Source organism: Halanaerobium kushneri, assembly GCF_900156285.1.
Taxonomy (GTDB): Bacteria; Bacillota; Halanaerobiia; order Halanaerobiales; family Halanaerobiaceae; genus Halanaerobium; species Halanaerobium kushneri.
Genome location: NZ_FTNC01000019.1, coordinates 16979 through 33608 on the forward strand (window position 1 = coordinate 16979; position 16630 = coordinate 33608).

Consider the following 16630-nt stretch of genomic DNA (forward strand, 5'->3'; position numbering starts at 1 on the left):
CCTTTTCTTCTTTTATTTTCTCATAGGCCTCATTGATTTTTTTGAATTCCTGTTCAGCAAAATCAACAAATTCTTCCGGCAGTCCCTTAGCAGTTAACTTTTAACCTTATATCCTATTTTGAAGAGATAGGTAACTATAACAAGTAAAAATACCGCCAGACTGAAAATGACCAGCGCTGAAAAGTAAGGAGACATATCCGATTGTCCGATAAAAGCAAAGCGAACTGCATCCACCATATAAAATACCGGATTAAATAGAGAAACTTCACTCCAGATTCCAGGCAGACCCTTGACTGAATAAAAAACTCCACTTAAAAAAGTCAGGGGGGTGATAAAGAAATTAGAAAAAATCGAAACATGATCAAACTTTTCCGCCCAGAGACCAGCAATAATCCCAAAGAGGGAAAATATCGAAGAAACTAAAATAGCAAAAAATAGAGCTAAAAACGGATGTGCAATTGCTCCTCCGTAAAAATAAATTGAAACTAGATAAGTTACAGTAGCAACCAGCAAACCTCTAACCATTCCCCCAATCATAAAACCCAGACTCAATTCAATATAGGAAAATGGGGCCAGCAGAAAATCAATGATAATCCCATTATATTTAGCTCCAATTAAGGAAGAAGATGTATTGGCAAATGAATTCTGAATTAAGCTCATCATAATTAAACCCGGAACAATAAAACTAATATAGGGAACTCCATATCCTGCAACTTCCCGATTCTGAAAAGAATAGGAAAAGATTATTAAATAAAGACCGGTGGAAATTAAAGGGGCAAAGATAGTCTGAATAGCGACTTTGGTAAATCTAGCAACCTCTCTTCTAACCAAACTTAAAAAGGTAATAGAATTAATTGTCATCACCTCCTAAGCTGGTAAGCTTAATAAAGACATCTTCTAATTTAGCACTTTCAATATTCATATCAACAATATCTAAATTTAACCTATTTATTTTTTTCAGAATCTTATCTAAATCCTGTTTGGCAGTTTCAATTTCAATCTCTCTTTTATCCTTATTTAAATCAAAATTAATTTCCTGCAGTTCATCTTCCAATCCCTGGACTGAATCAGCAAATTGAATTTTGATCAGCTTTTTATCAATGGAGTTAATCAGATTCTCTTTGGTGTCAACCTTAACTATTTTACCCTTGTTCATAATAGCAATTCGATCACATAAGGCCTCCGCTTCTTCCAAATAATGAGTCGTTAAAATAATTGTTTTGCCCTGATTATTAAGATTAATTACATATTCCCAGAGGCTATTGCGCAGCTCAACATCCACTCCCGCCGTTGGCTCATCTAAAACAATAATCTCCGGATCATGAACAAGAGCTTTGGCAATCAAAAGCCTCCGCTTCATTCCACCTGATAGCTGCCGCGGACCAATCTCTGCTTTATCTGATAAACTTAAAGCATTGAGCAGTTCATCTATTTTTTGATCATTATCTTTAATGCCAAAATAACCAGAATGAATCTCTAAAGTTTCTCGCACAGTAAAATAGGGATCAAAGGTTATCTCCTGGGGAACAATTCCCAGAGATTTTTTAGTTTCCCTGTAATTTTTAATAATATCCTTACCTAAAACTGTCACATTACCCGAATCTTTTTTTACCAGCCCTCCCAGAATTCCAATCAGAGTACTTTTACCGGCCCCATTGGGACCCAAAAGCCCAAAAAATTCACCCTTTTTAATATCTAAATTCACATCATCTAAAGCCTGTAATTCTCCATATGTCTTATTAATATCTCTAATTTTAATTGCAGTCGTCACAAAATCCCCTCCATAAATATCTCTCAATCTATCTGAATAAACCATATTTGTTTACTAATTTAATACTTTCAATTACAGACAACAGTCTATAATAATTACAAAGTTTCTCTCATTTCGGCTACTGACTTTTTAATAACATAACTCAGCCAGATTGCAAGAATCACAAACGAAATTGATTCAGCCATCGGAAAAGCAAACCAGGTGGCATCAAGGCCGGATAACTCTCCCAGAATATACATCCCGGGGACTAAGAGAATTGCCTGTCTTAAAAATGTAATAGCAAAACTGGGCATTCCTTTACCAACAGCCTGAAATGTAGCGACTCCAATAATATTTAAAACCATAAAGAAATAGGAAAGACTAACCTTCTGTAAAGCTTCAACTCCTATATTTAAAAGTTTTGGGTCACTGTTAAATAATTTAATGATCGCTGTTGGAAAAAGTTGGAAAACAATAAAACCTAAAGTACCAAAGGCAAGAGCAGTTGAACTTCCAATTAAAATTGTCTTTTTCATTCTCTCCGGATTATTATGTCCATAATTATATCCTACCAGCGGCAGATATCCCTGGGTCAGACCAAAAACCATCATTAAAAAGAAAGACTGCATTCTAAAAATCAAACCCATTACTGCAATGGCGGTCGAATTAAAGGCACCAAGAATTAAATTAATAAATACAATTGAAACACTAAACAGAAGTCTATTAGCCATTGCCGGAATACCTACATTATAGATTTCTTTAATAATCTGAAAATCGAATTCAAAATCTTCCAGTCTTAAAGTCAGCTCATTCTTATCACTAAATAAGACAGAAATAATAAAGATTCCACCTATAATCCGAGAAAAAACTGTTGCATAGGCAGCACCAGCTACCCCCAGCTGTGGAAAAGGACCAAGTCCAAAAATTAAAAAAGGATCAATAATCATATTCAAAACTGCTCCAATAATCATTGTCAGCATTGGTAAAAATGTGTTTCCCTCTCCCCGCAGAATATAATTAAAAGTAGCGGGTATAAAAATTGCAATTGAGCCAGTTAAAATAATATTTATATACTGATAACCAAGATCAATCAAAACTGGATTATCAGTAAACAATCTTATAATATTTTCAGAAAAGAAAATACCAATTAAACCACCCAGAATTCCATAAATAATAGCGATAAAAAAGACATGTTCCGCTACATTATTCGCCCTGCATTTTTCTCCTCTACCTAAAAGTCTTGATATTAAAGAACTTGTTCCCACACCGGTACCTACCCCAATTGCAATTAAAAACATCTGGACCGGAAAAGAAATAGATAAAGCCGAAAGAGCATCTGTGCTGAGGCGGCCCACATAAATACTGTCAACAATATTATACATTGCCTGAATAATCATTCCAATTATTGCAGGTACCGATAATTTAAAAAGCAACTTTAAGATTGGTTCATTACCCATCCGAGCAGATTTTGATTTTAATGCCATACTAACCCTCCATTATTCAATCAAGATATTCATTTATCGTTTTATAAAGTTTTTCCTTTTTTATTGGTTTAGTTAAATGACCGTCAAAACCAGCCTGAAGAGCTTTTTCTTTATCAGAATCCAGTGCATAAGCCGTTAGCGCAATTATTTTATTCCTGTTAATTTTATCTGCTTTTTCCATTTCTCTAATTCTTCTAATTGCCTGGTATCCATCCAATTTAGGCATCTGAATGTCCATCAGCACAAGATCATAATTATTTTTTTCAATTTTTTCTACACCTTCAAGCCCATTTACCGCCATTTCAACCTCATAATCTGATTTACTTAAATAAGCCCTAATTAACATTCTATTATCTGCATTATCTTCTACTATTAGTAATTTCTTTTCTTTATCCCCTAAATCAGAGGCTGCAGTTGTTTTTTTATCTAACTCTAGGGCCCCTTGATCTGATTTTTTATTCTTTTTACTTGCTTTATTCCTGCTTTTCCCAATTTCATCAGTTAACCTGTTTAATAAAGAAAAAAGCTCCTTTTTTCTGATTGGTTTCATAATATAATCATCAATATATTCTTTTTGAGCCTCAATATATTTATTTTCAAAATCAGATGAAGTAATAACTATTTTAATGTTATTTAATTCATATTTTTCTTTAATCTCACGGGCAGTTTCTAATCCAGTTTTTTGAGGCATAAAATTATCCATCAAAATTATCTTAAAAGGATTATTACTGCTAATACTTTTTTTCAGAGCAGATAGAGCTTCCTCTCCACTACCTGCAGTCTCAACTATTGCTCCCTTGTCAGAGAGCATTTCTTCCAGTATAAATAAATTAGTTGGATTATCATCTACAGCCAAAATACTTATGCTATCAAAATTAATATTTTTCTTTTTCTCAAATTTAACTGTGGTTTTTTCAGCTACCTTAAATGGTATTGAAAAATAAAAAGTACTGCCCAGACCTGGTTGACTTTTTACCCAGATTTTACCTCCCATAAGTTCTACTAACTGTTTAGAAATAGTCAGACCTAAACCAGTTCCCCCATATTTTCGGGTACTGGACGAATCTGCCTGAGTAAAATGATTGAATATTGTTTCCTGCTTTTCTTCTTCAATACCAATGCCGGTATCTTTTACCATGAAAGTAATCATCTTTTTACTTTCAGATTTAAAATTAGATTCTATTCTTAAATCTAAAAAGATTTCTCCTTGCTCAGTAAATTTCACCGCATTACCCAGCAGGTTAATTAATATCTGTCTCAGCCTTTCTGGATCGCCTATCACACATTGAGGAACCTCAGAAGAAATTCTTAAAGGCATCTCAAGCCCTTTTTTATAAGCTCTAACCGCTATCATCTCTGCAATACTTTCCACAGTTTCAATCAGATTAAATTTCTTCTTTTCTAATTCTATCTTTCCCGCCTCAATTTTTGATAGATTAAGAATATCATTTATTAAATTTAAAAGACTTTCCCCTGCCTTCTGAAAAATATCAACATATTTTTGCTGCTGTTTACTCAAATCAGTTTCTAAAAGCAATTCTGCCATTCCAATAATAGAATTCATCGGAGTCCTTATTTCATGACTCATTGTAGCCAGAAATTCAGATTTAGCTCTGGAAGCTTCCCAGGCTTTATCTCTCGCCTGCTCTAATTCAATATTTTTTATTTTAAGTTCCTTCGAATATTCTTCCAAACCTTTTAAGGCCTTAACTTTTTCAGTAATATCATAATTTACCCCAATAACTTTCTTACCACTGTCATAAATTGATTTACCAAAAGCTTTGATATGTTTTATCTTACCGGAATCTGTTTTGATTCTAAACTCATCTTCAAAAATATTCTCCTTATCCAGGGCGCGATTAAATTTAGCGACTACTCTTTCTTTATCTTCGGGGTGAAGATGTTTAACCCAGGCCTGGAAAGTTTTATTTTCTTCAGAAGTTAATTCATAAATCTTATTCATCTGCTGATCCCAGAGCAAAAAATTGTCTTTTAAATCTAATTTCCAGACACCTATTCCAGCAGCCTCTGTAGCCAGCTTATAGCGCTGACTTAGCTCTCTATTTTCCATTTCTAACTTCTTTCTTTCAGTTATATTTCTGGCACTACCAACAATATGAGTAACTTTTCCTTCGTTTATAACAGGACTCAATTGGGTAGCCCAGGTTTTTTTGCCAGAGGGTAGATCTAAAACTTCTTCATAACTTATGGTTTCTTTTTTCTCCAGACATTCCCGATAATGTGACTCTACAATTTCTCCAATCTCCGGGCCAACTGCTTCTACTGGTGTTTTACCGGCAACATCTTCGGTTTTTAAACCTGTTAAATTCTCATGAGCTGGATTTAATTTCAAAAATCGAAGATCCTGATTTTCATCCACTTCCATTATAAAAAGTGCATCCTGAGTATTATTAAATAATATTTGATAACCCTGCTCAAAATTAAGCTCTACCACTATATCCCCCCTAATCTTCCTGATAAATAATCTCTAAATTATCCAGATAATTCTCTAATTTATTAATAATTAGCTCAATATCTTCTCTGTTTTTTAGTTCTGCATTTTTTTCTATCTGACTCCCTAATTCAGTTAAATAATCAAAACCATAGCCACCACCAGACCCCTTAAGACTGTGTCCAATTATTCTTATTTTTTCATAATTTTCTGCTTCTATTAAAGTCTTTAATCTTCTAATATCTTCTTCTCTATTATCTAAATATTGAGGGATTAAAGTCTCAAGATCCTGATCAATATATACTTTATTTTTCTTCATTTTAAAACTCCTTAAATTTATTCAAAGTCAAGATAAACTACTCTATTTTTTCCTTTTTCTTTAGCCTGATACAATGCCTGATCAGCCTTTTCTATAAAGGAATTAACCAGTTCTTCCGTTATTTCTCTTTTTACTTTAATACAGCTTACTCCCAGACTTAAAGTAACATATTTATCGGTATTCGAATTTTGATGTTCAATTTCTAATTCTCTAATATCTTCTCTAATATTTTCAGCAACTTTTACTGCCCCATCTTTATCTGTATCAGCCAGAATAACAGCAAATTCTTCTCCACCATAACGGGCGGAAAAATCCGAAGCTCTTTTGGCATTTTTAGCTAAAACTGAAGCAACTTTTTTTAAACACTCATCTCCCTGCTGATGACCATAAGTATCATTATAAACCTTAAAATTATCTATATCAGCCATAATTAAAGCTAAACTATTTTTATTTCTTTTAGCTCGATTTAGTTCATCCTTTAAAGTTTTATCAAATAGCCTTCGATTTGCCAGACCTGTTAATCCATCCTGAAGAGCTATTTTTTCTAATTTTTTATTTACTGCTTTCAATTTAGCTGATATTTTAAGCAGCTCTTCTTCCCTTTTTATTCTCTTTTTCATTTCTTTTCTTAATTTTATGGCAGAATTAATTCTGGCCATAAACTCAATCTTATTTATTGGTTTTTTTATAAAGTCAAAGGCACCAGCCTCAAAAGCCCTCTTTAAAAATTTTGAAGCTTTTTGGGCAGTCACCATTATTACAGGAATTTCTTGATAAGTTTCTGAACTTTTTATTTTTTTACAAATTGCAATCCCATCTTCATCCTCTAAAATGATGTCCAGAATAATTAAATCAATTTTAGCTTCATTATTTTTATCCTTTAAATTCAGGAATTCATAGGTTTCGGCCGCAGTTTCTGTAAAATGAATCCTATCAACTTCTAATTTTTTTAAATAACTCTCTAATAACAATTTAATATCCCGGTCATCATCAACAACTAAAATGTTTATTTTTACCACCTCAGCAAAGTTTAAATATCTAATTACTAATCATTAAATTTTTTTCTTTTTTGACTTCCCCAGCTTTCTTTTTTAGAAAATAGATCAAATAAACCTCTCAATCTCCAGAAAGTATGCAGCTGGCGGTAGCCAAAATTTTCTAAAAAAGCATAGAAGACCAAGCTTAATTTATCTTTCAATTTTGTGTATTTATGAAAAGTCATCTCTTCAAAAAACAGTGAGAGAATAGATAAGAGTACCCCCATTAAAATAGCTGTTATAAAAAAGAGGATAACTACCTCATTGATTCTACCCCTGATAACTACTGTTAAAATAATGCTTATATAACCCAAAATTTCAATAACAGGCCCTAAAAGTTCTACAAAAAAGTAAAATGGATAGGTAAAGAGACCCAATAATCCATAATTTTTATTAAAAAATATTTCTTTATTCATCAACAGACTCTGTCCCAGGCCTCTCTGCCAGCGCCTTCTCTGGCTGGAAAGAATTTTAATCTCTTCTGGAACCTGAGTCCAGCAGACAGGGTCCGGAAAAAACAGCACTCGATAATCTCGATCACTTTTCTGCATCTCTTTATTTAGTTTTAAAACGAGTTCCATATCTTCGCCAACTGTCCTGGTGCTGTAGCCACCTACTTTAAGTAAATATTTACGTTTGAAAACTCCAAAAGCACCCGAAATAATCAATAAACTGTTAAGAGAAGCCCAACCTACTCGTCCAAATAAAAAAGCTCTTAAATATTCTAAAACTTGAAACCTGACAATTGGTTTTTTAGATAACCTGACTTTTTTAACCTGCCCACCTTTAATTCCACACTCATTAGCAACCCTGATCGTTCCTCCTGCAGCTATAACCCGCCAGTCACGAGAAAAAGGTTCTACAATTTTTTGTAATGCCTGATCATCTATCAGAGAATCTGCATCTATATTACAGACCAGGGGAAATTGAGCAATATTTATGCCTGCATTGAGCGAATCAGCTTTACCTCCATTTTCTTTATCAATAACTACTAGATTTGGATAATCAAGAGAGTCATAAACTTTCTTTACCGGCTGAGTTGCTAGATCATCTCTGTAAGTTCTGCTTGATTCAACTAGACTGAAATAATCTTTTAATTCTTCAATTGTATTATCTTTTGATCCATCATTAACAACAATCACTTCCAGTTCCGGATACTGCAGTGATAAAATAGAAATAATATTATCGACAATTGTTAATTCCTCATTGTAGGCCGGAATTATAATTGACACCGGTTTATAGAACTCACTCTGAAATAAATTTTCAATATCAATTATCTCTCTGGAAGTCCAGTAATTTTTAATTGAAAAAAAGGCCTTCACATTTAAAAAAATATATGTCCCATTAACTAAAAAGAAGTATAAAACTGCAAAATAGTCAAATACTAATAAAAAATAATAGAAGTTCTCCACTACCTTCACCTACGTTTTTAAATATTATTTTGAGCTAAAACATATTCGCTCATTTCTTTCCCCTTTTTTTCACTCTTAATGATATCTTTTAAAACATCTATATTCCCAGTTTTTAAAATAGCCCAGGCAGAATAATAGCGAACCCACCAGTTTGAATCGTTAATTAAAACCTGCAGTTCTTCTAAATACCCGTCAGCGTTTATCACACCAATATAACGAGCGGTCTGACTTCTTACAACCCAGTCATCATGACTTAAAAAAACACTTAAATCTTTATCAACTGGATATTCCATCTTTACCAGTGATTTAAATATATGAATTAATACTTCATTATTATATTCCGGTATTAAAACTGGCTCCATTAATTGAACTCCTGGATGATATCTATAATAGCCAAATATGTCAAAAAACAGAGAAAGAGCTTGATATTCTGGTACCCCGAGAATAACTTCTAATTTATTTTCTTGATAAAAATTTTCTTTTAAAAAAGTCTCTATTTCTCCACAGATATCTCTACCAAATCTAATTAATATTTCCGTTAAAATTTCAAACGTAAATCTGCTTTCCTTCAAAACGATTTTTAAAATCTTAAAGAAAAGACGCTGTTCTCCAATGTCAGCAATCGCCCAGATACTGACTGTCTGTAAATCTTTATTATCTGAATCAAGATAAATTTCCAGTAATGGCAGTGCCTTTTTTTCTTCAACTTTACCCAGAAAAACAGCTGCTTTTATTTTTTCTTCTTTTCTCCCCTGCTCCAGCTTTTCTAAAAAAAATTTATTCATTCCATTTTCTTTTACAAGTTGCTTTATTTTTTCAAAATCATCGCCCTTTAAGTTTTTTAAATAAGGTTTTATAAAATCATATAAATAAAAATAATTACTGTTTAATTTTAAAGCTGCTTCTTCAACATTTATTTCTTCTGCCAGATATTTAAATAAATAATGCTCCCACTTTTTCTTTTGATTTTGATATTTTTTTTCTTTTCTCCTGTTTTTTAAATGATAAACTATAATAGTTAATATCACCAGGACTATTAAAAACATTATGACCGAAGCAGCATAATATAAAATAGTGCGCAAAATTAATCAACTCCATCCAGCAGCATTTTTAATCTAATAATTAATTCCTCCGGTCTAAAAGGTTTGGTTAAGTACTCATCAGCTCCGCTTTTAAGTGCTTTGAGTATATCTTTTTCCTGGCTCCTGGCCGATAATATTAAAACTGGTATTTCAATATTATTCTCCCTAATTTTATTTAAAATACTCATCCCATCTAAAACCGGCAGCATGAGATCTAAGATTAAAGCATCATAGACACCCTTTTCTATTTCCGGCAGCACCTGATCACCATCAGTAACTACTTCACTTTCCAAATTTTGATTTTTAAACTTATAAGATATTAATCGTGAAATTGACTCATCATCTTCAGCAATCAAAATCTTATAATCTCTCTCATCTCCCATTATAACCCCACCTTTAAACATTTTCTTTTTATCTTAAATTTAATCTAAAATCTAAATTACCAGTCTGCTGATTATTAAACCAGAGATTAAGATTTTCGAAAGAATATTTATGCTCAGAAAATAGATTAGAAAATTCAAAACCGACTCTAAATAAATTTTCTCCATCCTGATAATGACTTATTCTAAAATTTAAAAGATAATTATCACGCGGATAATAAAAATCTAAATGCTGGGAAAAATCAGAAATCCAACCAGTGGAATAATGCCTTGACGAATTTTTTAATACCATTATTATTTTTTTAAATCTATGTTCATATTCTAATTCAAGGTTTTGATAACTAGCATCATCTTTTACTATCTCAAAGCTGATGCCGGCTCTATTTTTGGAATTAAAGAAGTAATTAAGACTGTTATTTAATTCAATTTTATCCTTACTATCCCCCTGATAGAAGTTAAAAGTAGAACTAAAATTTGTTTTATTAAAAAGCAAAGGAGGAGCTAATTCAATTTCTGCGCCTAAAAGCAAATTAAACTCATCTTTAAAATGATTTACACCAGCAGAAATTTCAGAATTAATACCATCATTTAATGGCTTTTCTAAACCAAGTCGCAAACTTATATCGTCCCTGGCAGCTGGAGAATAAATAAATTTACCTTTTATAAATAATTCTGTCCTGATTTTCTGATTAATTATCTTTAATCGGCTTTGATATTCATTTTTTAATTCATTTGATTCTGCTTTAGTTAGAGCGATTTTAATCAATTTTTGTGCTTCAAACCAGTTACCCTGCCATTCTGCATGTCTGGCTAAAAGAGCCATTCTGGTTGAAGAATATTCCCTTTGCTGGGCTCTTGCAATAATTTTTTTGGCCTTTTCAAATTTCCGCTGCCAGCCATATATCCGGGCTAAATGATTATAAAATTCAAGCCTTTCCGGATAATCATCAATTAATTGCAGCAAAATTTTTTCGGATTCTACATATTCTTTTTCCCAGCTCAACAGAAGAGCTTTGTAATAGAGAAGATCAGGATTATTATTCAGATTATTCTCTGTCAAAATTTCTAAGGCCTGCTTATTATTATTTTCTGCAATTAATTTCTGTATATTTTCTAAACTTATATCTGAAGCTAATATACAGCTGCTACTTAAAAACACAAAAATAAAGAGCAGAATTATTATTTTTTTCAGCATCTACTTATCACCCTATATCTGGTATAGATTATTATTTTTAAATCCATAATTGCTATTATATATAAACTTATTTATAAATTCTGTATTTCCTCTTTTTATTCTGGAACTAATACTTAATCTGCTTTTATCTTCTTTTAGGTTATTATACCATTATTATATTAAATTTACTAAAAAAAGTCTGTAAGATTGATAACTATAGAAAAAGCCTACCAGTTAAGGTAGGCTTAGAATTAAATTATATTATCTAATAAAAATGTTTTTCGACATTTTTATTCATAAATCAAGTTTTACACGGCACCTGTACTTTATCTTACCGGACAGGCTCCTCCTTCACAGGAAGATTCATCGAGTTCTCTTTCTAAATACTCTGTTTCGTACTTAGATACTAAGGAAGGATTAAAGCGCTCCATCTCTTCCACCCGCTGATTGTATTCTTCCTCTGTAATTTCTTCATAAGGCATCAGATCATAGAAGTTATCATTGTAGGAAATAAAGGAAATACCAACTACGCTGTTCCAGTTTTCCCAGAGCCATTCTTCTACATCTTCCCATTCATCATCACGAACATGAACAGTAATTGAAGCATTATGATCAACATAATTTTCCATAAACATCTTATAAGTTTCCAGCTGATCAATTGCATTCACATCTCCTTTAACCTGTCCTTCAGGAGCTTTAACAGGGAATTCTACCACTAAAGTTTCTGGATCATCTGGATCCTGACCCACTTCTGGATGAATAGGATAGTCCAATTCTTCACAGACCCGGGCCAGCGGATCAGAAGCAGAAATTCTTACCCGGCGAACATAATGGGCACTGTGTGAATAATGAAGACCACTGGAAACTGTAGGCATCTGAGTCTGAGTTCCCTCAGGTTTAACAGTTGTAATCAGTTTAGGTTCATTATCTCCCACCTCTTTGGCAATTTCTCTTGCAGCCTGATGTGCAATCTCACGCAGTTCTTCCAGCAGCTGAGCTTCCTGAGCTTCATTTAAATCAGCAGCATTTTTCATGTCCTGCCAACCAGTCAGAGAAGTTCCAATCAATCGATCCCGTTTGTTGATCTGATCCCACTCCGGTAATTCAAACTCGATTAGAGCCATTCTGTAACCAGCTCTGGCAGAAAGTTTCTGAGATTCAAACATTGATTTTTTATCCAGATTACCTTCCTCATCAACAAAGGCCATCACATTTAAAGAAGTTAAATTGCAGACCCCTCTGGAATCAAGCAGAATTTCTGCACAGGGGTTAACTCCTTTGAAGTTTTCACGGCGGCGACTTCCTTCCACAGCATTGATAAAGCCAGGTTCACCACTAAAGCGCATCTGCTTAACATGCCACTTTAATTGTTCTTTAGAAGGCTTACCTTCGTAGAAAATACTATTGTTGCTCATCTGGCGGTGAGAAATTTCCTTATTAATTACCCACTCATCATCTTCTTTGACATATAAATTACTTTTAGCCTGAGCAATTTCTTTATCATCAGCACTAAAGAGACAGATCTGAGATGAGCGTCTAACTCCACCTGAAACCACATTTTCCGCTACAATATTGGCTAAATCCATAGCATCAATTGGCTTTAGTTTAACCCGATTAATATCATCTAAATCACGGTCCGGCTTTTCTTTTAATAATTTATCAATCTTAGTAAACATCCGCTTTAAACTCTGATGTCCAGAAGCTGTACCACCAAAAGTCTTAAGCTTTTCTCCCTTTGGACGCACAGAATCATAATTAAAAATAATTCTTTTTAGCGGACGATAGGCATGGTCAACCAGGAACTTAAAATAATATTCCAGTGACTGAATCCAGCCTTCTTTTGAGTCACCAACATTAATTGTTACTACATCATCTTCATCAAAATCAAAATCTGTATATTCTCTTCTTTCTTCTTTATCTACAGGCTCATAATATTTATGAATAACTTCAATATCCGTTCTAATTTTAGGCAACTTCTCCACATCACGCGGAAGCACGCGGAAGCCAACACCTGAACCAATCATTAAAAGATAAAACAAATCCTGATAGGCTTTAAAACTGTCAATAACTGTAAAAGAACAGTTGTAGTTTGACATTCCATATTTCTTAGAGGACTCTGTAGAAGCTGTCCAGAGTGTACGACCTGCCAGAAAGTTTCTTAAGTTATAAACATTATCATAAAGTTTTTCTGCTTCTTTTTTTGTTGTCTGAGCTAAGGAACAGTTATATTCCACAGCTCTTTTTACAGTTTCCCACCAGTACTCACGACGCTGCTCCTCTTCTAACCAGCGTGAATATGTTCTATAATAAATAAATTCTCCCAGCTCAGTTGGAAAAGGATTGGGCTGGTGTTTATACTTACTTAAAAATTCATTTGTTAAGAGCGGATTTTCTTTCTCCTGTTTTCTGGATAATCTTGACTGCTGTCTTTTATTTCTGTATAAAATATAAGCTTTGGCTGTTGTTACATAGGCAGCCTTCATTAATTTTTCTTCCACTAAATCCTGAATTTCTTCCACTTTTGGTATCTGATCCTGATTATAAAACTCTGTAATAAGTTCTGTTTCTACATCTAAGGCAACCTGTTCTGCATCATCTTCAGTCGCATCTTCACCAGATTCGACCATTGCCCGGTAAATCGCCTTAGTTATCTTATCCCGACTGTAAGCTACTTCTCTCTCATCCCGCTTGATTACCGTCATGTCGGATTTACTCAAAATAAAAACCTCCTTGGAATTTCAATAAATATTTCTGAAATATAATTATAACATATAAAAGAAGTCAATTTAAGTCTAAAATTAATAATTTTATGTAATTCTTCTTTTTTCATAAAAACACTCCTAAAGATCATCGATTATTTAATATTTAGATATTAAATTTCTAAAACATTTATCAAAGCTTCTGCTACATCCGGCGCAAATTGTAAACCTTTATTATCTTTGATTTCTGCCAGAGCATGATTAAAAGTAAGGGGTTCTCGATAAGTTCTTTTAGAACGCATTGCATCCCAGGCATCCGCTGCACAGATAACCTGAGATTCAATTGGAATCTGATCACCTTTAAGTCCATCCGGATAGCCTCTTCCATCCCAGCGTTCATGATGATAGCGTACATAATCAGCTAACTGTTTTAATGAACTTGAGCTTTTTAGTGCATTACTGCCAAGAACCGGATGTTCTTTAATAAGCTCATATTCGCTTTTGCTAAGTTTTCCCTCTTTGTTTAATACTTCCAATGGAATTAACATTTTACCAATATCATGAACAAGACCGGTCCAGTATATATTATCAACAATGTTTTGTGATAGCCCCATTTCTTCCGCTATTTGTACTGCCAGTTCTGCTACATTTTCCGAATGCCCCCGGGTATATAAATCATACATTTCTAGCATTTTAATAGTAGACGAGATAATCTCCCGGGTAAAATTGTTCTGAAGCAGGTTATATTCTTTTAATTTATAAAAAGAAGATGCTATATTATAAAAAGCTCTAAATATTTTTTTCGAATTAATAGTAAATGTATTTGTGCTGTCAGCTTTGATATCCAGAGTGACACCGGCCTTTTTTTCTCCATTTAGTTCTAAATCAAAATACATTATTTCTTTAATCTTATCCAAACTTTCCGCCTTTAAACTTTCAAAATCTTCCGGCTGCATATATTGTTTATTTCTCGCTTTAATTTCGGCGGCTGTCATAGTTTCTATAGCTGAATTGTAATTATAAAAAGCTTCATTTTTAATCTCATTCTGCTTTAAATTGCCAAGATCATACCCAATACAATCTACAAATTGAACATTTTCCTGTCCAAAAGTATAAACACTGCCTGCAGCAGCCTCCGGAATTATTGTAACAGCCTGTTTTAAAATTTTACTCAGAAATTCTTCTTCACTTATTGTACTTAAATTTTCTATATCCGAAACTAAACTAATCATTTTTTCAAATCTATTATTTAAATCTGCCAGCTCTTTAAAAGAATCCTCAAGTTCTTCATTCATTGACATAATTTCCTCATTATAGGCCTGCAGCTGCTGGTTTGAAGCAGATAATTCTTCCTTTCTTCGCTTAATTTCTTTTTCATACTCTTTTTTTTCACTAATATCAAAAACAAAACCCTCTATGATAAAGCTGCCGTCATTATTTCTTTTAATAATTTTGGCATTCATATTAAGCCAGATATGTTCACCATTCTTCTTTTTAGCTTTAAATTCAAAATTCTCAACTTCATCGTTATTTCTCAATTCAGTTAAAAAATCATTTCTCCGCTCAAAGTTAACATAAAATTCAGTACCAAGATTATCGTATTTTTTGATCACTTCATAAACACTATCATAGCCAGCTATTTTTGCCATTCTCTGATTTATATGCAGCACTTTCCCCCGAGAAGTAGTTTTGATAATTCCTACCGGTGAATTATTAAAAAGTCTTAAATATCTTTTTTGACTCTGATTAATAGCCTTTCTATAAAGACTTTCTTTTTTTTGATATTCACTAATATTTTTGAGCCAGCTTTTTATTTCATATTCTTCTATTTTATTCTGGCGATAACCTTCGGGATCAATATAATAAGGATTTTCATGTAATTCTCCTCTCCAGACAATGTAGTCATGGAGTTCAACTGCCGCCTTGATTATTTGATTATCAAACTGATTAATATTATATCTACAAAGTGCAGTTACAGGATATTTTTTAAAAATTCGATCGTTAAGCTGCCACTCATATTTTATTATTTCTTCCTTGCCCCCACTAAAGTCAACTACTCCCGTTAATTCTCCCGTAATACTTAAACCACTATAGCCTTCATTTTCAGCTAGAATAACGCTTTCTTCAAGTAAATTTAACATTTTCTGAGCGTTAAAATTTGAAGGAGTTCCATAAATTTCTTCTTTTTTTAAACAGAGAAATTGCCCGGTTTCTAGATATTTCTCCAGATCCAGATCTGTATTTTTTAATTCTGCTAACAGAAGCTCCTGATTTTCTTCCTGATCAATATAATAGCATTTTTGATTTTCTTTTAAAGAATTAATTACAAAGTCTCGTACAGAATTTAAACAATCACTGTTTTTTTCATAAAATAAAACTGCATGGTCTCCCTGAGAAAGTAAATCAATATTCTTTATTTCTTTCTCCCAATTAGGCATCAATGTCACCTCTTTTACTGTAATTAATAATCATTACTATTATAATTAACTATAGATTTATTAATTCCTTTATTTAAGCTAATAAATTTTAAATATCTAAACAGTAAAAATAGTCAGTGATTAAACACTCTGACTATTTAGTCGCTGCCTTTGCAATAATTTATTTTGAGAATAATAAAAAAATTATGTTGATTTGTATTTATATAGTAATTTCTTATTAATTAATATTCTTCATTAATAGTTATTCCCCTTTTTATTTTCATTTTTTACTCTATAATATAAGACTGGAATATTCTGCAAATCTATAATATAATTAAATTGATAAATAAATATACTCGAATTGTAAAATAAGATTTTTCTCAATTTTTTATAAATCTGATATATTTATAGGGAAAGGCGTTGT

Annotated in this window: 12 protein-coding genes; all 12 read right to left on the reverse strand. The window is 32.6% G+C overall.

From position 1 onward, the window contains the following. Positions 1-93 precede the first annotated feature (93 nt). The 12 genes from BW929_RS11420 to BW929_RS11475 all read right to left on the reverse strand — a co-directional run bounded on the left by BW929_RS11420 (position 94) and on the right by BW929_RS11475 (position 16227). The gene (locus BW929_RS11420) at positions 94-861 is read right to left on the reverse strand and encodes an ABC transporter permease (RefSeq protein WP_076545624.1); all 768 of its coding nucleotides are present in this window, start codon (positions 859-861) and stop codon (positions 94-96) included. Continuing rightward, on the reverse strand, positions 851-1771 hold the full coding sequence (locus tag BW929_RS11425) for an ABC transporter ATP-binding protein (protein WP_076545625.1): 921 nt from the start codon (positions 1769-1771) through the stop codon (positions 851-853). The genes BW929_RS11420 and BW929_RS11425 overlap by 11 nt, the downstream gene beginning before the upstream one ends. A 95-nt stretch (positions 1772-1866) precedes the next feature. Beyond that, positions 1867-3234, reverse strand: coding sequence for an MATE family efflux transporter (locus BW929_RS11430; RefSeq protein ID WP_076545626.1), 1368 nt, complete (start codon positions 3232-3234; stop codon positions 1867-1869). A 16-nt stretch (positions 3235-3250) separates the two neighbouring features. Next, positions 3251-5689, reverse strand: coding sequence for a response regulator (locus BW929_RS11435; protein WP_076545627.1), 2439 nt, complete (start codon positions 5687-5689; stop codon positions 3251-3253). A gap of 10 nt (positions 5690-5699) precedes the next feature. Beyond that, on the reverse strand, positions 5700-6005 hold the full coding sequence (locus tag BW929_RS11440; RefSeq protein WP_076545628.1) for an Hpt domain-containing protein: 306 nt from the start codon (positions 6003-6005) through the stop codon (positions 5700-5702). A gap of 17 nt (positions 6006-6022) precedes the next feature. Beyond that, positions 6023-7024, reverse strand: coding sequence for a GGDEF domain-containing response regulator (locus tag BW929_RS11445; protein WP_084566192.1), 1002 nt, complete (start codon positions 7022-7024; stop codon positions 6023-6025). 26 nt (positions 7025-7050) lie between these two features. Beyond that, positions 7051-8454, reverse strand: a complete 1404-nt coding sequence (locus BW929_RS11450) for a glycosyltransferase family 2 protein (protein ID WP_076545629.1) — start codon at positions 8452-8454, stop codon at positions 7051-7053. Positions 8455-8471: 17 nt separating this feature from the next. Continuing rightward, entirely contained in the window at positions 8472-9536 is a 1065-nt protein-coding gene (locus BW929_RS11455) for a HEAT repeat domain-containing protein (protein ID WP_076545630.1), read from the reverse strand. Between the two features lie 2 nt (positions 9537-9538). Further along, entirely contained in the window at positions 9539-9919 is a 381-nt protein-coding gene (locus BW929_RS11460; protein ID WP_076545631.1) for a response regulator transcription factor, read from the reverse strand. A 28-nt stretch (positions 9920-9947) separates the two neighbouring features. Beyond that, positions 9948-11111, reverse strand: a complete 1164-nt coding sequence (locus BW929_RS11465) for a tetratricopeptide repeat protein (RefSeq protein ID WP_076545632.1) — start codon at positions 11109-11111, stop codon at positions 9948-9950. 305 nt (positions 11112-11416) lie between these two features. Further along, positions 11417-13807, reverse strand: coding sequence for a ribonucleoside-triphosphate reductase, adenosylcobalamin-dependent (gene nrdJ, locus BW929_RS11470; protein ID WP_084566194.1), 2391 nt, complete (start codon positions 13805-13807; stop codon positions 11417-11419). Positions 13808-13962: 155 nt separating this feature from the next. Then, positions 13963-16227, reverse strand: coding sequence for an MEDS domain-containing protein (locus tag BW929_RS11475; protein WP_076545633.1), 2265 nt, complete (start codon positions 16225-16227; stop codon positions 13963-13965). Positions 16228-16630 lie beyond the last annotated feature (403 nt).